This is a genomic window from Chitinophaga filiformis (genome assembly GCF_021646545.1).
GTDB lineage: Bacteria > Bacteroidota > Bacteroidia > Chitinophagales > Chitinophagaceae > Chitinophaga > Chitinophaga filiformis_A.
Window position 1 is genome coordinate 288,222 of the sequence record NZ_JAKIRP010000001.1, and the last position, 23,120, is coordinate 311,341.

Annotated in this window: 12 protein-coding genes; 7 read left to right on the forward strand and 5 right to left on the reverse strand. The window is 46.5% G+C overall.

Annotated elements, in window-relative coordinates; all coding sequences use genetic code 11:
- Positions 1 to 4 precede the first annotated feature (4 nt).
- From L3C95_RS01230 to L3C95_RS01240, 3 genes are all read right to left on the reverse strand, one after another.
- Complete coding sequence (locus tag L3C95_RS01230) at positions 5 to 439, reverse strand: DoxX family protein (protein ID WP_236384230.1); 435 nt, start codon at positions 437 to 439, stop codon at positions 5 to 7.
- A 15-nt stretch (positions 440 to 454) separates the two neighbouring features.
- Positions 455 to 2,347 carry an amidohydrolase gene (locus L3C95_RS01235; protein WP_236384231.1) on the reverse strand — a complete coding sequence of 631 codons (1,893 nt, stop codon included), beginning with the start codon at positions 2,345 to 2,347 and terminating at the stop codon, positions 455 to 457.
- A 161-nt stretch (positions 2,348 to 2,508) separates the two neighbouring features.
- Complete coding sequence (locus tag L3C95_RS01240; protein ID WP_236384232.1) at positions 2,509 to 3,174, reverse strand: hydrolase; 666 nt, start codon at positions 3,172 to 3,174, stop codon at positions 2,509 to 2,511.
- A 409-nt stretch (positions 3,175 to 3,583) separates the two neighbouring features.
- Between L3C95_RS01240 and L3C95_RS01245 the strand changes: the two genes are divergently transcribed.
- The gene (locus L3C95_RS01245) at positions 3,584 to 5,968 is read left to right on the forward strand and encodes a glycoside hydrolase family 3 N-terminal domain-containing protein (protein ID WP_236384233.1); all 2,385 of its coding nucleotides are present in this window, start codon (positions 3,584 to 3,586) and stop codon (positions 5,966 to 5,968) included.
- 74 nt (positions 5,969 to 6,042) lie between these two features.
- On the opposite strand, the gene L3C95_RS01250 is transcribed toward L3C95_RS01245, so the two are convergent.
- Both L3C95_RS01250 and L3C95_RS01255 read right to left on the reverse strand, forming a co-directional pair.
- On the reverse strand, positions 6,043 to 7,317 hold the full coding sequence (locus tag L3C95_RS01250) for a sensor histidine kinase (RefSeq protein WP_236384234.1): 1,275 nt from the start codon (positions 7,315 to 7,317) through the stop codon (positions 6,043 to 6,045).
- A gap of 31 nt (positions 7,318 to 7,348) precedes the next feature.
- The gene (locus L3C95_RS01255; protein ID WP_236384235.1) at positions 7,349 to 13,462 is read right to left on the reverse strand and encodes a HAMP domain-containing protein; all 6,114 of its coding nucleotides are present in this window, start codon (positions 13,460 to 13,462) and stop codon (positions 7,349 to 7,351) included.
- A gap of 153 nt (positions 13,463 to 13,615) precedes the next feature.
- On the opposite strand from L3C95_RS01255, the gene L3C95_RS01260 reads away from it, so the two are divergent.
- The 6 genes from L3C95_RS01260 (at position 13,616) to L3C95_RS01285 (ending at position 23,077) form a co-directional block, all read left to right on the forward strand.
- Complete coding sequence (locus L3C95_RS01260; protein WP_236384236.1) at positions 13,616 to 14,029, forward strand: response regulator; 414 nt, start codon at positions 13,616 to 13,618, stop codon at positions 14,027 to 14,029.
- Positions 14,030 to 14,059: 30 nt separating this feature from the next.
- Positions 14,060 to 18,121 carry a DEAD/DEAH box helicase gene (locus L3C95_RS01265; RefSeq protein WP_236384237.1) on the forward strand — a complete coding sequence of 1,354 codons (4,062 nt, stop codon included), beginning with the start codon at positions 14,060 to 14,062 and terminating at the stop codon, positions 18,119 to 18,121.
- Positions 18,122 to 18,578: 457 nt separating this feature from the next.
- Positions 18,579 to 19,082 (forward strand): RNA polymerase sigma factor, encoded by a 504-nt coding sequence (locus L3C95_RS01270; RefSeq protein WP_236384238.1) that lies wholly within the window; start codon positions 18,579 to 18,581, stop codon positions 19,080 to 19,082.
- Between the two features lie 5 nt (positions 19,083 to 19,087).
- Entirely contained in the window at positions 19,088 to 19,750 is a 663-nt protein-coding gene (locus tag L3C95_RS01275) for a hypothetical protein (protein WP_236384239.1), read from the forward strand.
- 3 nt (positions 19,751 to 19,753) lie between these two features.
- Positions 19,754 to 20,233: a YdeI/OmpD-associated family protein gene (locus tag L3C95_RS01280; RefSeq protein WP_236384240.1), complete on the forward strand. Its 480-nt coding sequence runs from the start codon at positions 19,754 to 19,756 to the stop codon at positions 20,231 to 20,233.
- A gap of 54 nt (positions 20,234 to 20,287) precedes the next feature.
- On the forward strand, positions 20,288 to 23,077 hold the full coding sequence (locus L3C95_RS01285; RefSeq protein WP_236384241.1) for a PAS domain S-box protein: 2,790 nt from the start codon (positions 20,288 to 20,290) through the stop codon (positions 23,075 to 23,077).
- The last annotated feature ends 43 nt before the right edge of the window (positions 23,078 to 23,120 follow it).

A 23,120-nucleotide genomic window follows, 5' to 3' on the forward strand; every position in this document is an offset into this window, starting at 1 on the left:
ATGTTTATTGTGTTAATAGTGAATAGATGTAATGATCTGCTGAAATGGTCCCGGCGCCTGTACATAACAGGAAAAGGAAACAAAGCGTATACATATAAGGTACATCCCGTACTTCAATATTGTCATGCCGGTGTACTACGAAATAACCAATTGCCGTCACACCAATAACGGGTAATACCACCAGTCTTGTAGCAATACCGATCATTACAAGAAAAGGAGCCACCGTATCAGATAGTGTGGCTACCATGGCGTTCAGTTTCTCAGGAAGATGTAAGGGATTGGGTACATGTTCCCTTTGTCCGTTCTCTACCCTGAATTTTTTCAAGCCATGCACCCTGAACAATTCCAATGCAAGTAATATCCTGAAAGCAAACATTGCCCAGTTATTGATATCACTGCCAAGGTCAGAGTACAATACACCTCTCAATATGTCTGTCATCTTCTCATTATTGATTTAAAAAGCAAAACAGGAGCAACCTAAAGCGCCCCAAAAGGCCGTATAATTATTTACAGGCACATCGCTTTTGTGCGCTTTATCATGTTCATGGCCATGCACCCCACAACTCCCGATACATTGATGCACCATAGCACTGAGATCATTTGAAGCGGCGCTTTCAGCAAACTTATAGGTCTTAGTTCCCAGCCTGTTGGAACCGGGATAATAACCATTATAAACTGCCGTAGGTGACCAGTCGGGCAATATGGGAATAACCGGTGGCGCCCACTGATTGAAATCGCCTTTGGCATATACAATGCGGCCATCTACAATTGTCAGGTCGGCTTCTATGCCTTTAATTTCTTCGTCCGTTACCGTGAAATAGTCGCTGTCCAATACCGTCAGATCTGCCAGCATTCCGACCTTTATAGTACCTTTCTTTTGTTGTTCATTCGAGAACCAGGCGCTACCCCTGGTGTACAGTTCAAGGGCAGTCTCCCGGCTCAAACGTTGTTGATCGGGATACAATTGTAAACCTCCTACCGTCCTTCCGGCGCTCAGCCAATATAATCCCACCCAGGGATTATAGCTGGATACACGTGTAGCATCGCTGCCTGCGCCTACAGGCACCCCCATTTCCAGCATCCGTTTAACTGGTGGCGTATGTGCGGCAGCAGCCTTACCATATCTGTCGGTGAAATATTCTCCCTGATAGGCCATACGGCTTTGAATGGCAATCCCTCCGCCCAGGGCTTTTACCCTTTCTATATTTCTTTCATCGATCGTTTCTGCATGATCAAAGATCCAGGGCAAACCATCAAAAGGAACATCTTTATTTATCTTCTCAAATACGTTCAGGAAACGGGTGATGCTCTCATTGTATGTGGCATGCAAGCGGAAAGGCCAGCGGTTACTCACCAGGAGGCGCACAACCCTTTCCAGCTCTTCTTCCATAACGGCCGGAAGATCGGGACGCGGCTGTATAAAAGATTCAAAATCGGCTGCAGAGAATACCAGCATTTCGCCTGCACCGTTGTGCCGGTACATATCATCACCCTGGTATACTTTCACAGATTTTATCCAGCTGTCAAAATCTTCTTCTTCATGTTTGGGCCTTTGCGTGAAAAGATTGTATGCAATACGCACGGTGAGCTGTCCGTGCTTATGCAGTTCATCAATCACTTTATAATCGTCCGGGAAGTTCTGGTAACCACCACCCGCATCAATCACACTGGTGATACCAAAACGGTTCATCTCCCGCATGAAATGCCGGGTAGAATTCACCTGGTATTCATAAGACAGCTTAGGCCCTTTGGCCAGCGTCGAATACAGGATCATGGCATTCGGAGTTGCCAGCAGCAACCCTGTAGGCTCCCCGCCGGCATCCCGCTGGATCTGTCCTCCGGGAGGATCGGGTGTATCTTTTGTATACCCCACCGCTCTCAATGCAGCCCTGTTAAGCAGTGCCTTATCGTATAGGTGCAAGATAAACACAGGGGTGTCTGGCGCTGCTGCGTTGATCTCATCCAGCGTAGGCATACGCTTTTCGGCAAACTGGAATTCACTCCAGCCACCCACAACACGTACCCATTGTGGCGAAGGCGTACGGGCCACCTGTTCCTTCAGCATTCTCATAGCATCTGCCAGAGATGGCACTCCATCCCAGCGTAGCTCCAGGTTAAAGTTCAGGCCACCACGTATCAGGTGTGTATGGGAATCATTTAGTCCGGGGATGGTACGTCTTCTTTTCAGATCTATCAATGTGGTACTATCACCGGCCATTTTCATGACGCTTATATCGTCTCCTACAGCTATGAATTTGCCGTCTTTGATAGCAACCGCAGTAGCAGCAGGATTGTCCCGGTCAACTGTATGTATACTCCCGTTATAAAGTATGAGATCTGCTTTCATGAACGCTTATTTAACGTGCATTGGTGTTATTGCTACGGAGTAAAGGGCATTCACTGTGAAGGAGAAGTACGGAGTTCGTACTTCTCTCACAGTTCTTTGAAAACGCCCTGTTCCCTAATGTTATTCGCAGAGGATCTCTGCAATGAAGAATATTTGCTGTATTAGTGTTTTATCATCGTATGTGCATACTGGATGCCAAGACCATAGCCACCTCCATGTTTCTTCATGAGCGTGGTAACTGCTTCATAAGTGCCTTGTCTTGCCCAGTCGCGTTGCAATTCAAGCAGGTACTGTATAGAAGTAACCGTTTTAGCGCCTGCCTGTATCATACGCTGTACAGCTCTTTCATGCGCTTCGGTCGATACATCGCCACAGGCGTCAGTGATCACATACACTTCATATCCTGCTGCAATAGCAGAAAGTGCAGGACCGACGATGCATACGCTGGTCCATAGTCCGCCCAGTACTATTTTGTTCTTTCCTTTTCCTACAATGGCCTTGTAAGCGTTAATGTCTTCCCATGTATTCATAGAAGTTCTGTCGATGTAACCGGAGCTTGCTTTTGGATAGGCAGCTTCCAGCTCCAGGAATACGGGACCGCTAAAACTATCTTCTGCCACAGTTGTTACGACAGTGGGTACATTGAAGATTTTTGATGCTCCTGCGATAATAGCTACATTATTACGAAGTTCTGTGATATCAATACTCTTGGTGGCAAAACCCATTTGTCCTTCGTAATCGATCAGTACAAGTGTATGGTTTTCCGGATTGAGTAGTTCGGCAGATGGTTGAGCTTCTTTACCTGATAATTGCGCAGCGTTCGACATGATCTATAGTTTGATAAGTTAATAGATCCAAAGTTATTAAGGAGGGGAGAGGGGCGCAATTGCCAGATGCAGAGAAATGTTGTACAATTCACCGAAGAAACGGGTTAATCTAATTTCAAAACATAATTTGTGTTTCTTCCTGAGGATGCTTTTTGCAGCATGCCTTTATCAACGAGATCCTGGATGTCGCATTTTGTTATAGATCTATTCTCCGCATATTTTGCGGAGAATAAGCCACATAATCTCCGCAAACCCCCGCCCGACAAAATTCTTATGAAATCCCCAGAGTACTTGTTATTTTTACTGACAGCGCGTTTAAATGAATGATTGTCAATTAACTTAACATAATAGAATCTTATCAACAGGTCCAATGAGAATGAACAAAACCACTATTAACCGGAGTTATCTTATGCTTTTCATAATGGTGCTCGGGTTAGGCTCACAAGCACAGGGGCAGGTAAAAAAAGGAACTACCAGCCCTGCCATCTACAAAAACGCTTCAGCACCGGTTGACGCCCGGGTAAAAGACCTGCTGAAACGCATGACGCTGGAAGAGAAAGTGGGGCAATTATGCACCCTGCTGGGATGGGATATGTATGAAAAGAAGGGCGATTCCGTAGGCATCAGTGAGGCATTTAAGGCAGTGATCACTAAACGGCATATTGGTAGCTTCTGGGCAACTTTAAGAGCCGATCCCTGGACTAAAAAAACACTGGTAACGGGTTTGACGCCAAAACTGTCTGCAAAAGCGACTAATGCCCTGCAAAAGTATATGATGGAAAACACCCGCCTGGGTATCCCTCTGCTGCTGGCAGAGGAATGTCCGCATGGGCATATGGCCATCGGCACCACTGTCTTCTCTACATCTATAGGTCAGGCCAGCACATGGAACCCGGCCCTGATCCAGGAAATGGCGGCCGCCATTGCGAAAGAAGCACGTGTGCAGGGTGCGCATATCGGTTACGGCCCCGTACTTGACCTCGTACGAGAACCCCGCTGGTCCAGACTGGAAGAAACCTATGGAGAAGATCCATACCTGATCAGCCAGATGGGTATCTCTATGGTGAAAGGCTTCCAGGGTAATAATATCAACTCCGGCAGCAATGTGATCTCTACATTGAAGCATTTTACTGCTTATGGTTCTCCTGAAGGCGGACATAACGGCGGTATTGCGCTTACCGGTCTGAGAGACCTGTATTCATCCTATCTGCCTCCTTTCAGGTCAGCTATCAAGGCCGGTGCTTTATCCATTATGGCGTCCTATAACTCTATTGATGGCATTCCCTGCAGCACCAATAGTTTCCTGTTAAAAGATGTACTGGTAAAACAATGGGGCTTTAAAGGCTTCACTGTTTCTGACCTCGGCGGTATTCCCGGCGTACGCTCCAATCACCATGTAGCAGCTACTATGGAAGAAGCAGCGGCACTCTCTATGAACGCAGGTCTGGATGCGGACCTTGGCGGCGAAGCCTATGGTGATGCTTTGATTAAAGCAGTAAATAGTAAGAAAGTGACCATGGCCACCATCGATACCGCAGTGGCGCATGTACTCAGACTGAAGTTTGTCATGGGCTTGTTCGAGCATCCTTATGTAGATGCAGATGTTGCTGAAAAATCTGTAGGTACTGCTGAGAACAAAGCATTAGCAAAACGCGTAGCGGCTGAATCCATCGTACTGATGAAGAATGAAAATGGATTGCTGCCCTTAAATAAGACAATTAAGAACCTGGCAGTGATCGGCCCGAATGCGGATAACATTTACAACCAGCTGGGCGATTATACCGCACCTCAGCCTCAGGAAAAGATAGTGACAGTACTGGAAGGTATTAAGGCCAAAGTATCGCCCGATACAAAGGTGACCTATGTAAAAGGCTGCGCCATCCGCGATACGGCTCATGCTACTATCAATGAAGCTGTTGCCGCTGCCCAACAGGCAGATGCAGTGGTGCTGGTACTCGGTGGCTCCAGTGCGCGCGATTTCGAAACCTCTTACCAGAGCACTGGCGCTGCAGAAGTTAAATCAGCAGAAGTAGCAGTCAGCGATATGGAAAGTGGCGAAGGCTATGACAGGGTAAGCCTTGACCTGATGGGTTTACAATCCCGCCTGATGGAGCGCCTTGTCGCTACCGGCAAACCTGTGGTACTGGTGCTGATTGAAGGCCGCCCGCTGAATATCAACTGGGCAGCTCAACATGTACCCGCCATTGTGAATGCGTGGTATCCTGGTCAGGAAGGTGGAAATGCTGTTGCAGATGTTCTCTTCGGCGATTATAACCCTGCCGGCCGCTTACCTGTTTCCATCCCTAAGTCAGTTGGACAATTGCCTGTATATTACAATTACAAACATGCTTCCAGACATGACTACGTAGAAATGGACGCAAAACCTTTATACAGCTTCGGCCATGGTTTAAGTTATTCTACTTTCGACTATCAAAACCTGAAGACTAACGTACAGGCTGCAGGCAATAACCTGAAGGTGTCTGTAACTTTCACACTGAAAAATACCAGCAAGGTAGCCGGCGATGAAGTAGCCCAGTTATACATCCGCGATGATGCCAGCTCTGTTGTTACTGCAGTAAAACAACTGAAGAAATTCAAACGTGTACATCTGGCGGCAGGCGAGCAACAGGAGATTACCTTTGAACTGTCACCCGAAGATCTGAAACTGTTGAATACTGATATGAAATGGGTAGTAGAACCAGGTACTTTCTCTGTTATGGTAGGTGCTGCTTCTGACGATATCCGTTTAAATGGCAGCTTTGAAGTAAAGCAACAGGTATTATGTAAATATTGATCTGTAGTATATGACAAACATAAAAAAGCCATCCCGTTTTGAACGGGATGGCTTTTTTATGTTCATGACTATCTTTAAGTGATGCTGATATTAGCCGGTAGCAGCTGCTTCTCAGGAATACCGATAATAAAGGTAGAACCGCTATCGATCTCGCTGGTGGCAGTAATAAATCCGTTATGCTGTTCCATAATCTTTTTGCAGATAGACAAACCGATACCAGTTCCCTCTATTTCATGATAACTATGTAGGCGCTTGAACACAACGAAAATATCCTCCACATACTGTTTTTCGAAACCAATGCCGTTGTCCGTTACAAAGATCTTGTAATAATTACCATTATCTCTTTCTCTCAGGTACTGATGATCCGGAGAGCTGATCATCTCTGCATAAATATGCACTTCCGGCGCCACTTCTTTTTTCCGGAACTTCAATGCATTGCTGATAAGGTTATAAAACACCTGCCGCATCAGGGTGGGTATCACCTGCAGGGAAGGCAAGGTATCGATCCGTATGCTGGCATTGGTTTGCTGGATCTTGATCTCCAGTTCTGTCAACGCTTCTTTTACCAGATCATTCAGATCGCACAAGGTAAAATCGCCTCCCTGTATGGAATGGCGGGAAAACCTTAACAGATCACTGACCAGTTGTTGCATGCGAATCGTTGCATTCGTGATTTTCTGCACATACCTGTCTACCTCTGCTTCACCACTTTTCTTCTGGAGGATCATATCACTGAAGACCCTGATCTTACGCAAAGGTTCCTGCAGGTCGTGAGAAGCGATGTAGGCGAATCTGTCCAGTTCTTCATTTACCGCTTTCAGATGTATGTTATTCTGCAGCAGTTGCCGGTTCAGTTCACGCACTTTAAGTTCGGAAGCCTCTCTCTCTTCTATCTCCCTTTGCAGGGAAGCATTCGCCAATAGCAACTTCTGCTCCTGTGCTATGAGAGATTGCGTTTTGCGGTACAGTTCTACGAACAGTCCCACTTTTACACGCAACAGCTCAGGATTTACAGGTTTGTAGATGAAGTCTACCGCCCCTACTTTATACCCTTTAAAAATGGCTTCCTCTTCATGACTGTGCGCTGTAATGAAAATGATAGGAATATCCTTCAGTTTATCCCGTTGATAGATAAGGGCTGCTGTTTCAAAACCATTCATATCGGGCATCTGCACATCCATCAGTATCAATGAGAAATCGAACTCCTTTAACAGGATTTTCAGCGCGGCCCTCCCTGAATTGGCTTTTACGATTGTATAGCTTTCCCTTTCCAGGATAGATTCTATAGATAATAGATTATCCGGCCGATCGTCAACAACCAATATTTTTATTAAGTCCTGGTCCTGCAAATTATTCGATTTTCAAATGAGTACTTAAAAACTATCTGTACAGCCATACCCGCATCAGCGACAGCAACTGATCGATCTTTAACGGTTTTGTGATATAATCGGACGCCCCGGCTTCCAGGCATTTCTCTCTGTCGCCTTTCATGGCTTTAGCTGTTACAGCAATGATAGGTAGTGCACTATTCTTGTGTTCTCTTCTGATCTTTTGCATCGTTTCATATCCATCCATTTCAGGCATCATAATATCCATCAGTACGATATCAATATCACTGTTTTCACTGAGGATATTCATTGCCTCCTTACCGCTTTCCGCTGTGATGGTGTTTATATGGAATCTTTCAAATGCAGTGGTCAATGCAAACAGATTACGAACGTCATCATCCACAACCAGCACATTCTTATGGATCAGTACATCTTTCTGGGAGCGGAGATCTTCGATCAGCTTTTTCTTTTCCGGTAACAGGGACTGATGATTAATATGCAGCTGCATCACCGTTTCTTCCAACAACAAGTCGAGGGAATTAACGCCTTTCAACAGTATTTTATTTGCATACTGTTTCAGTTTTGACTTTTCGCTATTGGAAAAATCTTTTGCCGAATATACGATCACCGGCGTTGCATTATACCGGTTCACCGTATTCATATTCGCAACGAACTCCGCACCGTCAATGTCCGGCAGCATATAATCTGCAATTATACAATCATATACCGTATTATTTACACGATCAATCGCCGCTTTTCCGTTTTCCACAAAGTCCATTTCGATCAGATCCCCATTATCAAGTATCCTGGCGATCTGGGAAGCATCCGGTTCATTATCTTCCACGACCAATACTCTCTTCGTTCTCCGGCTGTCATGTTCCATAATGTTGGCAAACAACACATTTAATGCTTCTGCCTTCAGTGGTTTCAAACTAAAGCTCCTGGCGCCGCGATGCATTGCCAGCAAACGGTTCTCTTCCCCGGAGATGAGGTGGATGGGTATGTGGCGAAGATTGATGTCATTCTTAAAGAGATCCAACACTCGCCACCCGCTTGCGTCCGGCAGTTTTACATCGAGGGTCACCGCGATCGGATTGTATTTATTTGTGAGGTCGAATACATCTCCGAAACTGGTTGCCACTACTACCTTCAGCCCCATCTCATGCGCTTTTTCCAGCATGATCTTGGCGAAACGCACATCATCTTCGACGATCAGCACTACTTTGTCGGTATCGACAATATGTGTGCGGTCATCACCTATTTCATTGATGATCTCATTCAATCCGTCCAGATCTTTTGTTTCAGGGATTTTTACTGCTGGAATAGCCTGTATGAGAGAAGCCTCATATCCGTCAGGCAACTGGTATTGCCCTACCGTCAGGCTGCTTTGTTTCTCTCTTCTGATAGTAGCAGGGTTATATTGCAATGGCAGGAACAATGTAAATGTACTGCCCCGGCCTGCTTCACTCTCCAGTTCAATAGAACCACCCAACAGGTCTGCCAGACCACGGCTGATGGACAATCCAAGGCCGGTACCGCCATATTTACGGCTGGTGGAACCTTCTGCCTGCTGGAATGCTTCGAAGATAATATTCTGCTTATCTTTCGAAATACCTATGCCTGTATCCATGATCTCAAATGCTACTACTCTATCGGCACTTTCCAGGCTCTCACTGATCATTCGCCAGTTACGTTTTGCTTCATAGATACGGAGCTTCACTTCGCCTTTTTCTGTGAACTTAAACGCATTGGAAAGCAGGTTTTTCAATATCTGGTTCAGGCGCTGTACGTCCGTTTCCAGAGATGGCGGTAACTGATCGTCCATATCAATCCGGAAGCGCAGGTTCTTGCTTTCTGACACATGTTTGAAGGTAGTCTCCACAAAAGATACCACCTCGCTGAAACGTACCTTGATAAAGTCTGTAGAAATATAACCGGATTCGATCTTCGACAGGTCGAGGATGTCATTGATCAGCTGGATCAGGTCATCACCGCAACTATGGATGGTTTTAGCATAACGTACCTGTTTTTCATTCAGGTTGCCGTCATGATTTTCATACAGTTGTTGTGCAAGGATCAGCAGGGAGTTCAGCGGCGTACGCAGCTCGTGCGACATATTAGCCAGGAACTCCGATTTATACTTGGAAGTAAGCTGTAACTGTTCTGCTTTTTCTTCCAGTGATTTCCTTGCTTCTTCCACCTCCTTATTCTTCTCTTCCACTTCTTCTTTCTGCTTCACCAGCAGGTGGGCTTTATCCTGCAGCTCTTCATTGGTACGTCTCAACTCATCGGCCAGTGACTGAGACTGTTCCAGCAGGTCCTCAGTCCTGGAGTTCGCTTCGATCGTGTTCAACACGATACCGATACTTTCCGTCAGCTGACTGAGGAAGTCCAGGTGTGTCTGGCTGAATGTATCGAAAGACGCCAGTTCTATCACCGCCTTGATCTGTGTTTCAAACAACACAGGCAGCACGATCAGGTTGACCGGAGTAGCCTCTCCCAGGCCAGAGCTGATCTTAATATAGTTAGAAGGTACGTTGGTGAGCAGAATACGTTCTTTTTCCACGGCACATTGTCCTACCAGCCCCTGTCCCAGTGCAAACTCGCGGGATATGCCTACCTCGCTGCCGTATGCGTATGCTGCAAATAATTTCAGTTTTGGATTGACAAGGTTCTCTTCCTGTTCCAGGATGTAGAACATACCTTTCTGCGCGTTCACCACCTGCGCCAGCTCGGAAAGGATACGGCGGGTTACCGTATTCAGGTCTTTTTGTCCCTGCAGCATCTGGGTGAACTTGGCCAGGTTGGATTTCAGCCAGTCCTGTTCCTGGTTACGCAGTGTTGTCTGTTTCAGGTTGGCGATCATCTGGTTGATGGTATCCTTCAGTTCTTCCACCTCACCTTTCGCTTCCACACGGATCATCTGGGTCAGATCACCTTTCGTTACCGCAGATGCTACCGCCGAGATAGCACGCACCTGTGTAGTGAGGTTTTCTGCCAGCTGGTTCACGTTTTCTGTCAGGTTCTTCCAGATACCGGAAGCACCTGGTACACTCGCCTGACCACCCAGTCGTCCTTCCACACCCACTTCACGGGCCACCGTCGTTACCTGGTCGGCAAACGTTGCCAGCGTATCGATCATCTCATTGATGGTCTCTGTCAGCTGTGCCACCTCACCACGGGACACAATGGACAATTTCTGTTTCAGGTTACCCGTCGCCACGGCCGTTACCACTTTTGCGATACCACGCACCTGGTTGGTCAGGTTGGAGGCCATCATATTCACAGAGTCTGTCAGGTCCTTCCAGGTACCTCCCACACCCTGTACTTCTGCCTGACCACCCAGCTTACCTTCTGTACCTACCTCACGCGCCACACGGGTCACCTCGAAGGCGAAAGAGTTCAGCTGGTCCACCATCGTGTTGATGGTATTTTTCAGGTCGAGGATTTCACCTTTTACGTCTATCGTTACTTTCTTGGACAAGTCGCCGGAAGCCACCGCCTTCGTCACCTCCGCGATGTTACGCACCTGTGAAGTCAGGTTGCCTGTCATCTGGTTTACGGAGTCCGTCAGGTCTTTCCAGGTACCAGCCACACCCGGTACGAATGCCTGGCCACCCAGTTTACCGTCTGTACCCACCTCACGGGCCACACGTGTTACCTCAGAGGCAAACGCACGCAGCTGGTCCACCATCGTATTCAGGGTTTCTTTCAGCTGCAGGATCTCTCCGCGTACATCCACCGTGATCTTACGGGACATGTCTCCATTTGCCACGGCGATAGCCACATCGGCGATGTTACGCACCTGCGCCGTCAGGTTACCCGCCATCTGGTTTACGGAGTCCGTCAGGTCTTTCCAGGTACCACCTACGCCGGGTACGAATGCCTGACCACCCAGTTTTCCGTCCGTACCTACCTCACGGGCCACACGCGTTACCTCAGAGGCAAAGGCGCGCAGCTGTTCCACCATGGTATTGATGGTATTTTTCAGTTCAAGGATCTCTCCTTTAACATCTACTTCAATTTTACGTGACAGGTCACCGTTTGCCACCGCCGTTGTTACCTCGGCAATGTTACGTACCTGTGATGTCAGGTTGGACGCCATGATGTTCACGGAGTCTGTCAGGTCTTTCCATAGGCCCTCTACCCCGGGTACATCTGCCTGCCCACCCAGTTTTCCTTCAGAACCTACCTCACGCGCCACACGGAACACTTCCGAACCGAATGAGTTCAGCTGGTCCACCATGGTGTTGATCGTATTTTTCAGCTCCAGGATCTCTCCCTTTACATCCACTGTGATCTTACGTGACAGGTCACCTTTCGCCACCGCCGTTGTTACCTCGGCAATGTTACGTACCTGGGCTGTAAGATTAGATCCCATCTGGTTCACGGATTCTGTCAGGTCTTTCCAGGTACCGCCCACACCCTGCACTTTTGCCTGGCCTCCCAGCTTACCTTCTGTACCTACTTCCAGTGCCACACGGGTCACCTCAGAGGCGAAGGAGTTCAGCTGGTCCACCATGGTATTGATGGTCTTTTTTAGTTCCAGGATCTCTCCCTCCACATTCACCGTGATCTTCTTGGAAAGGTCACCATTGGCCACCGCTGTTGTTACTTCGGCGATGTTACGCACCTGGGCCGTCAGGTTGGATCCCATCTGATTTACAGAGTCTGTCAGGTCTTTCCAGGTACCACCCACACCCTGCACTTTCGCCTGGCCGCCCAGCTTACCTTCGGTACCTACTTCCAGCGCCACACGGGTCACCTCAGAAGCGAAGGAGTTCAGCTGGTCCACCATCGTGTTGATGGTATTTTTCAATTCCAGGATCTCTCCCTTTACATCCACGGTGATCTTACGGGACAGGTCTCCTTTTGCTACGGCGGTCGTCACGTCTGCAATGTTACGTACCTGGGCCGTCAGGTTACCCGCCATCTGGTTTACGGAGTCCGTCAGGTCTTTCCATACACCACCTACACCTTTTACCGTGGCCTGGCCTCCCAGTTTACCTTCAGAACCTACCTCACGCGCTACGCGGGTTACCTCAACTGAAAAAGAGTTCAGCTGGTCCACCATCGTGTTCATGGTGTTTTTCAGCTCCAGGATTTCCCCGCGTACATCCACCGTGATCTTACGCGACAGATCCCCCCTCGCTACCGCCGTGGTTACCTCAGCGATGTTACGCACCTGGCCTGTCAGGTTGGACGCCATCTGGTTCACAGAGTCGGTCAGGTCCTTCCAGGTACCAGCCACCCCTTTTACCTCAGCCTGGCCTCCCAGCTTACCGTCTGTACCCACCTCACGCGCCACACGCGTTACCTCGGATGAGAAGGAATTCAGCTGGTCCACCATGGTATTGATCGTATCTTTCAGTTCAAGGATCTCTCCCTGTACGTCTACTGTAATTTTCTTGGAGAGGTCTCCTTTCGCCACCGCTGTTGTTACATCGGCGATGTTACGCACCTGGGCCGTCAGGTTGCCCGCCATCTGGTTCACAGAGTCGGTCAGATCTTTCCATACACCCGCTACATCTTTTACTTTCGCCTGACCTCCCAGCTTACCTTCGGAGCCCACCTCACGAGCCACGCGCGTTACCTCGCGGGAGAAGAGATTCAGCTGTTTCACCATCCCGTTCACCTCCGTGGCAATACGGGCAAATTCCCCCTGCAATACGTGATCTTCTATCTGCAACGGCATCTCCTGGGAGAGATTTCCTTTCGCCACAGAACTGATCACATGTGCTATTTCGATGGTAGGATGTACAAGATCGGAGATCAATGTATTAATGGAGAGTACGGCCGTATCCCAGGATCCTTTTGCTGTCCGGGGCATGACCACCCGGTGGTTCAGGCGCCCCATTTTCCCAATGGTATTGCGCGCAAGGGTTAATTCTTCTACCAATGTTTCATTCAGGGAAATGATCTCATTGACGGTATCACAGATCTTACCACTTAAGCCAACGCTATCTGCCGGCATCCTGGCCGAAAAATTACCGCTCCTGACTTCGGATAGCACCTGCAATAGCTGACGTAAATCCAATTCGTCAGTGATCGGCGCATAGACCTGTTTCGTTTGCTTTTTGCTTTTAGCTGTGGAAGTTTGTGGATTTTTTTCCACATCCTTTTCAGGCAAGGCAGTATTATCGGGACTTTTTCTCCGCGTGTTCATGATAAAGGTGTTAGCTCAAGCTCTATGTATAAATCAATTTTTTTCTTTATGTTGTGTTTACAGTTCTTTCGAACTTAGTTCTATACCATATAGATGCTATGTAATATGTGGTTTGAAGTAAGTACTTTTGTTTCTATAAAAACAACTTAACAGATGCAACTTTTAGGCCATTCGAAGAGGCTGATCCTGTTGGCAGAAGATGATATTGATGACCAGGAGCTGCTCGAAAATGCAATTGAAGAGATAGATCCTACCTGGCAACTTGTGTGTATTCCTAATGGCAGAAAGTTTGTCAAATACCTGGAGAGCATCGGAGAAGAAGAATTACCAGCCCTCATGATCCTGGATTTTAACATTCCTGAGCTGACGGGTGTAGAAGTTGTTAAAGAACTGAACGATCAGGGACGTTTCAGAGATGTTCCGAAAATTATCTGGAGCACTTCTACCTCACCTATATTCAAGGCGATGAGCATAGAGCTGGGAGTGAAAGACTATATTACCAAACCTAGTGACCTGGCGTCTTTCCTGACTACCGCCCGGTATATGCTTTCTTTTGTCAAACCATGAACGGCAGATAAAATGTAGATTGCACCAACGATGGTGAATCTTTCCTTTTACAAAGAACAATATCAGTCCCAGGATGCCGACACGAGGATCGTCATTGACGTACTATCCGTTTATCTGTATCCATTAGAGCGGTATACGTTCATTGATGCAGTGAACCGTGTTAAAGAAATGCCTCAGGACAGGATCATCGATATACTGGAACTGCTGAGAGAAAGAGGCCTGGGCAGTTACAACCTGGCTGGCAATTATTCCCTGGTACCGGAACTGGGATTTCTGCTGTTTCCTGATAATATCCGCCAGCCGCAATACCTCCGATTACTTGATCACGCCAAACCTTACTCCTTCTATAGTACCAGTGCACGTCTGCAGGAACTACAGCAGTTACTGACCGCCTTCTTTACAGGAGAAAAATCCTTATTGCTGCCCCCGGTAAGAAAGATCTCTTTTGAGCTGCAGGAATATTTCCCACACCTGTGTTATCTGCTGTATTATCCGGCGTATGAAGATCTGTTGCGTCTATTTGATACTGATAGCGTCATTAAAATATATGCAGCAGCGGCAAAACAGCATTTGCTGGCCATGATGTCTCTGGAAGCATTACATGCGTTCAGGCAACAGGTGGCCGCATTCATCAGAGTGGAACCTTCTTCACTGGCTCATGCCGAAGTAACACTACAGGAAGGCCATGTCAGGGACGACTTTAGCGGTACCGATACACTTTACGCAGGCGCAGTTGTACAGTTGTATGAAGGCCAGCCAGACAAAGCGCTGGCATTATTTGAGCAAGGTATCAAACAACAACGGCAACAGGACAAAAAGAACAATATTCCGGTGTCTCCGCTCTTTGCATTTTTGTATGCTTATACATTAACCGTACTACCGGAGGAAAAAACATATACCACCATCAATAAAGTCCTGGCAGCATACGACAAAAAGCTGTTCCAGGATATCACACCAGCTATCAGCTTGTTACACTTTCACAATGGCAGAAAAGAAAGGGCAGAACATATGTTGCAGATCCTGCTGGAGACCAGTTCCCGGCAACCCGAAAAACATTTGCTTAGCTATCTTTCTCTGATATGCGTGCAAGCTTATTATCCTAAAAGCAAATTGCTTACAACATACGCCCCTTTCATCAAAGAGGTGTTGTATAAGGGCATACGTCATCATTACCGCCTGCTGACATATGAACTGCTTTATTTGTTCAGGGAACAGGCCTATCTGGGCACAGAGAAAACCTTCCGGGATATGGCTGCTTTTATAGGGAAGCAGCCCATATTTTCCCGCATGCAGGCAGTACCTGAATGGGAACGCCTGCTGAATACCCTGATCCTCACCGAGGCCGGTAAACCATTGAAAGAAAAGACGCCGGCCATTACCCGGCTGGCTTACCTGATAGATATCAACAGATCGGAGATCCTGCCTATTATACAAACCCACCAGGGGGATACCGGCTGGAGCCGGGGGAGGCCCACAGATCTGAGAAAGCTGAAGGAAGGACAACTGGAAAATATGACAGACCATGACCTGCGGATAGCAGGTACCATTCTGAAAGAAAGCTATCATACCTACGGGACAGCGTCATATACATTCGGAGAAAGGGTCTGGCAGGAGATAAGCGGTCATCCCTATATTTTTTTACTGGAAGATCCCTCAGTTCCCGTAGAAGTGATCAGGGGCCAGCCAGAGCTGATCGTCAACGGAACGGGTAAAGGATATATATTCAGCACCAACATCAGCGACCATACGCGGGAAACAATACTGATAAAAGAAACGCCTACCCGTTTGAGAGTGATCAGGTTGACGCAACAGCAACGATCCGTATTACAAACGCTAAAGCAAATCGGCACGGTGCCGGCAGAAGGCAAAGATAAACTGTTAGATGCGCTGCGAAATATCGGTGCGCATATCACTGTTCATTCCAATTTAGACGATACCGCCACTCTAAACATAAAACAACGCGCTGCTGACGCTCGCATACGGGTACAGTTACAACCTACCGGAGATGCGCTCAAAGCATCGTTTTACGTAAAACCATTTGCGGTTGATCCTCCTTACTGTAAACCGGGAGAAGGCGCCCGGCATCTTATTGGTGTCACCAATGGAGAAAGATGTCAGGCTATCAGGGATCTGGAGGCAGAGAAAAGTAATCTTGCGAAATTGATGATCCTGATACAGGAATCCGTAGCACAGGAAGTGGTTGACGATACGATCATCTTTGATGATCCATTGGACTGTTTACAGTTACTTGAAATAATATACCGGCATCCTGAACTGGCGGTGGCTGAATGGCCGGAAGGACAAAAATTGAAAGTCAGGGGGGTAGCTCATCAGACGCAACTACGCGTGACCGTGCGTAAAGTGGATGGCAAATGGTTTGCCTGCAACGGCGAGTTGAAGATAGATGAAGATACCGTGCTGTCTTTAAAGGACCTGCTGGATGCTGTTAAGGTGAGTCCTACGCGCTTCATTACTTTACGAAACGGCGAGTTCATCTCGCTCACCACAAAGCTGCACCGGCAACTCAATGAACTGGCCAGTATTGCACTGACGGAACATGAGCAGATACATATCCGTCCGCTGGCGGCACATATGCTGGATGAATTGCTGGAGGGCGCCGACAATGCCGATACAGACGAACACTGGAAAGCCTTGCGCGCCAGGCAGGCAACAGCTGAAGACATTCATCCCGAAGTACCAGCTACCTTACAAACGCAATTACGCCCCTATCAGGAAGAAGGCTTCCGCTGGATGGTAAAGCTTGCCGGATGGGGCGCAGGCGCCTGTCTCGCTGATGATATGGGGCTTGGTAAAACCATACAGGCTATCGCCATGCTGCTATACCGGGCCAGTGAAGGGCCAGCACTGGTAGTGTGTCCCGCATCAGTATTGCCTAACTGGGCCAATGAATTGTACAGGTTTGCACCTTCGCTGCAGGTAAAACAGATCAGTAATGGCAGCAGGTCAGCTGTACTGAAAACCGCAGGACCTTTCGATATAGTGTTGATCACTTATGGCATACTGCAATCAGAAGATAAATTACTGGCTGGCATTCATTGGAATACCGTTGTACTCGATGAAGCCCATACCATCAAAAACTACCAGACTAAAACATCGAAGGCAGCCATGGCACTACAGGCCGGCTTTAAACTGATCCTGACAGGTACGCCGGTACAGAATCATCTCTCGGAAATATGGAACCTTTTTAACTTTATTAATCCGGGCTTACTCGGCAACCTGCAATACTTCAACAAACAATTTGCTACTCCTGTCATTTATAATGCGGAAAGCAGTGTGACCAAACATCTCAGAAAATTAATAGGCCCATTCATGTTACGCCGTACAAAAACAGCGGTACTGGATGAGCTGCCGGAGAAAACTGAGATCGTTAAAATGGTTTCCCTTTCGCCCGATGAAGCTGCATTTTATGAGGCGATGCGCAGGAATGCTGTAGAAAATATCAAAAAGTACAGCCGGGAAAAGAACAGCAAACAGCACCTGAACACGTTGACAGAAATAGGCAAATTGCGCATGGCCGCATGTAATGCCCGGATGATAGATCCGGAAATAGATATACACTCATCCAAACTGGCCGTATTCCTGGAAATAGTAAAAGAACTGATCGACAACAACCATCGCGCGCTCGTATTCAGCCAGTATGTGCGTCACCTGGAACTGGTACGGCAGGCACTTGATGAACTATGTATATCATATTGTTATCTGGATGGTAGTACGCCTATCCCTGCAAGGGAAAAAGTAGTGCAACAATTCCAATCCGGCGAAGGCTCACTATTCCTGATTAGCCTGAAAGCGGGAGGAACTGGCCTGAATCTGACCGCCGCCGATTATGTGATACATCTTGATCCGTGGTGGAACCCTGCTATTGAAGAACAGGCATCCGACAGGGCTTACCGTATCGGCCAGACGAGACCCGTTACTATCTATCGGCTGGTGGCAAAACATACCATAGAAGAAAAGATCATTGCCCTTCATAATAGTAAAAGAGACCTGGCCGACAGGTTGCTGGAAGGAAGTGATATTAGCGGAAAATTATCGACGGAAGAATTGCTTTCGCTCATTGCAAAGAGTTGATAACAACGTTAACTAAACGTATCGGGGCAACGACAGAAATACGCGATAGATTTTTAACAATTTATCGATCAAAAAATGAGGATTTTTTATCCCGCAACGCTTTTTTTTTCATTTTAATATTAAATATTTCAAAAAGAGAAGAAATAATTTCCTGATATCAAAATTTGATTATCTTTAGCGTATACTATCCTATGAAACGCCTTTTTACTTCGGCTCTGATCCCGCTATGGTGTGGAGTTTGATCCGAAGATTGAAACTCTTGAAAATAATTTTTACTATCCTATGAATTACCTGCCTTGTTTTAAAAAGGCGTTAGAAAACCTTAATTAAATCCCAACCCCATTTATTAAATAGTATTACTTTCAGGACCGGCTGGTATCCTGTTGTGATTTTTTGTTTCTCCCTGCGAATAATAAGGTAAAAAATATCTTATTCATGACCTTAATTGTACCAACATATGCCCCCTTCAAAAGAAGATAATGCCTTCCTATCTGTGGTAGAACAGCATAAGGGGATTATCTACAAAATAGCAAACTCTTATTGCAAAAATACGGAGGACAGAAAAGACCTTATCCAGGAGATAGTCTACCAGCTATGGCGATCGTTCGGCAAGTACAATGATCAGTACAAATACTCCACCTGGCTATACAAAATAGCCCTGAATGTGGCTATCTCCTTTTACCGTAAGGACCGCAAGAGAATTGGCAGCACCTCCGGGCTTACTGCCGATATTATAATAGCTACGGAAGAAAAAGAAGATACCGGACCGCAGCTCCAACTCCTTCAACGTTTCATCAGTGAATTGCCGGAACTGGACAGGGCCATCATGATCCTCTACCTGGAAGAAAAAAGCTACAGGGAAATTGCAGAAATCCTTGGACTCACTGAAACAAACATTGCAACGAAGATCAACCGTATCAAAAACAAACTGAAAAGAAAATTTTCTACTATTCATAATTAATTAACATGGAAGACAAGACATTAAAAGAGATGTGGGCTAATTATGATAAGAAGCTGGAAAAATCACTGGCACTTAATCACCGTCTCATTATAGAGATACAAACACAAAAAGCCAAAACTGCATTACGCCCGTTGAAAACAGTCAAGATCATTGCAGTTATTTTAGGGATCCTGTGGGTCTTATTTCTTTCGGTCCTTATATTCTTTGCCCTATCAGCCATGACGTATTACCGGCACTTCTTTATAACATCGGCACTGGCCATTATCATTACCACAGTGGCCGCCATTGTCGTTTATATCAGACAGGTAGTGCTTATTCAACAGATCGACAACAGTTTGAATGTATTGGAAGTACAGCGTAAACTCGCTTCTCTTCAATCTTCCACTATTAATATAGCCCGGATATTATTCCTTTCCGCTCCCTTTTACACTACTTTTTACATTAATAAAAGTATGTTCGAACATGGGACCATCGGATTGTGGGTATTACAGCTGACCGTTACCACCGTTTTAACGATAATGTCTGTCTGGCTGTACCGGAACATCAGGTTGGAGAACGCTGATAAACGCTGGTTTAAGTTTATATTTGGTAGTAACGAATGGACCTCCGTCATAAAGGCAATGAATTTCCTGAAAGAGATCGAAGCTTACAAAAAAGAACAAATCTGAAAAATGTCAAAGAAGGTAACTTTTGATGCTGTTATAGTACAACATGGCAACATGAATGCTGGTTATGTCGAATTCCCTTACGATGTGCTGGAGCTGTATGGCGTAAAAGGCCAGGTGAAGGTGAAAGCATTAATTGATGGCAAGGTAACCTACAGAGGTAGCCTGGCGAAAATGGGCACCAACTGTCATACGCTGGGCATTACCCAGGCTGTCCGGAAAGAGTTGGGAAAAGAACTGGGAGATACTATCCATATCGTATTAGAGCAGGATATGGCACCCAGGGAAGTGATATTACCTGAGGAAGTAGTGGCACTTTTCTCCAAACACCCTAATGCGAAAGCTTTCTTTGATAAACTGTCCTATACCGACAGGAAAGAATACGTTGTCTGGATCACTTCCGCTAAAAGAGAAGAGACCAAACAGAACAGGCTCAGCCTTTTAATTGAAAAGTTAGAAAATGGCAGAAAGCTGAATGATAAGTGATAAGTAAATATTCAACTGATTTATTAACTTGTAGTGTACTGTACTGGAAAGAGAATGAGTGAACATCCAAGACCCGAGAAATCTATCCCAAGGGATCAGGAACTACAGATAAGATTTGCATTACATGCCGCAGGGATCGGGACATGGGATGTAGATATCCTCAACCGGCAAATCGTTCTGGACGAGCGCTGCAGAATACTTTTCTGCCTGGAAGAAACAGAAGAACCTACGTATGAATCTGTCATCCGGCATATTTACCCTGCTGATCAGCCAGCCATCAGAGAGGTCATTAAACAAGCTTTACAACCAGATTCAGATCATCTGTTTAATGTACGTTTCAGATGCATTAACGAGGAAAATACAAACGTTGTATGGCTGAATGTTAAAGGACAGGTGTACTTCAACAAGGAAGGGATAGCTACACGCCTTTCAGGCATTAGCCAGGATGTTACTGCAGAGGTCACCGCAAATGCAAAGGCCCTGGCAGCAGAAAAAATGGCGACCCTTGCAGTAGAAGGGTCCGATGCAGGCATCTTTACAATAGATCTCATTAGCAATACCATCGACTTTTCCGCCAACCTGTTCTATATCATGACCGGCAACAGAAATCCGGTCATTAAAGACCGTGAGGTACTCATCAGTCATGTTCATCCCGATGACAGAATACTGAGAGAACAGGCTTATAAAGAAGCCGAAAAGACCGGTTCGCTTCATTACGAAGCCCGCTTCATCTGGGATGACGGTTCCATTCATTGGGGGAAGGTGCGTGGCAAATACGAGTATGACATCTCCGGCACACCGGTTTCCTTCTCAGGCATATGTCTGGACATTACAGTTCAGAAAGAGCAGGACCGGCTGTTAAAAGAAGTAGAACAGCGCTTTTCTCTATCATTTAATAATGCAGCTATTGGAATGGCCTTCCTTGACGGGAAAGGCGGCTTCCGGATGATGAACAAGGCATTTTCCGGGTTATTAGGACATAATGCAGAAGAGCTTATAGGCAAATCCTATCTCGACGTCATACATTCAGAGCACCAGCAGGAACATAAGCAGCTTTTTGAAGAATTGCTGCAGGGCAAACGGGAAGTCTTTAACCAGATAAAACGCTACCGGCAGAAAGATGGCAGCAACCGCTGGGTGCAGGTGAACATAGCCGGTATCTATGATCAGGACGACAGCAAAGAGAATATACTGGTGATTGCTTTCGATATCAGTACCGAAGTCACAGCAAAGAAAGAACAGCAAAAATTGCTGGCGCTTGTGGAAAACAGCAGTGACCTCATTTCCGTTGCAAATATGGATGGTACTATCACTTACATGAACGATGCAGGTGTGAAGCTTCTTGGAATGGGCAGCAAAGCATCTGCGCTCACACACAATATCAGGGATATCTTCGCACCGGAACACCTGGTTGAACTCGAAAAAGACATCATTCCCGCTGTAACGAGAACTGGAAAATGGATGGGAAGGCAATATTACACACAACTCGAAACAGGCGAGCAGATGCCCTTTCATACCAACGCTTTCAGACTGGACAGTCCCATGAGCGGCGAGCCTGTTGCTATTGCCTGCGTAGCGCGCGATCTGAGAGCAGAACTGGATGTACAACAGGCACTCCTTGAAAGTGAAGCCCGTTTCCGTTCGCTGGTAGAAGAAGCCCCCGTGGCAACTGCTCTTTTTGTAGGCCCTCGGTTTATTATAGAAGTAGCCAACGAACCAATGATCAGGTTCTGGGGCAAAGGTTATTCCGTATTGGGTAAACCACTGGGAGTAGCTGTTCCTGAACTGAATGATCAGCCCTTCATGAAGATACTGGATACTGTATACACATCTGGTGTAGCCCACCATGAAAAAGAAGCCAGGTCAATACTGGTCATTAATGGTAAACCTGAAACCTTCTACTTCAATTTCACCTATAAACCGCTGCTGAATGCAGCCGGAGAAGTGTATGCCGTCGTGGACATGACCATTGACGTTACAGACCAGGTGCTGGCACGTAACAAACTGCTGGCATATCAAAGCACCCTGGAACTGGAAGTAGCAGAAAGAACGGAAGAACTGGCCGCTTCCAATGAAGAACTGGCCGCGATGAACGAAGAATTGCAGGACGCCAATCTTAGCCTGGTACGTTCTAACCAGGAGCTGGAACAATATGCGTACGTAGCAAGTCATGACCTCCAGGAACCATTGCGAAAGATCCGTATCTATGCCGATATCCTGAACACCAGACAAGACCTCCCTGACCATCATAAAGGGCTGGTAGAAAAGATCAACCAGTCATCAGAAAGAATGTCCATGCTGATCAAAGATCTGCTGGAATTTTCACGCCTGCTCGAAAAAGGGAATATGATGCGGGAAGTAGATCTTACTATCATGCTGCAAAGTGTGATCAGCGATTTTGAATTGATCATCGAAGAAAAACATGCAGAGATCATAATAGGGCCACTCCCCGTTATCAAAGGCATTCCTTTACAGATCAATCAGCTGTTTTATAACCTGATGAGCAACGCCCTGAAATTCACCCAACCAGACATTCGTCCGGTGATCGAAATTAAATCGACGCCTATTTCGGGAGAGCTGGCCAGCGTTTATATGGGTAAACATGAACGCCATAAACAATACTTTGATATCTCTTTCAGCGACAATGGTATTGGCTTTGAACAAAAATATGCCGACCAGATATTTGAGGTCTTCAAACGTCTTCATACCCGCTCCCAATATCCCGGTTCAGGTATAGGGCTGTCTCTATGCAGACGTATTATAGCTAATCACTCGGGACATCTGTACGTAGAATCATCGCCGGGAAAAGGCTCTACTTTTCATATTATCATTCCCGGTAGGTGACAGGGTATTAAATTTCAAAGCAAATTGAATTATTTTTGCCGCC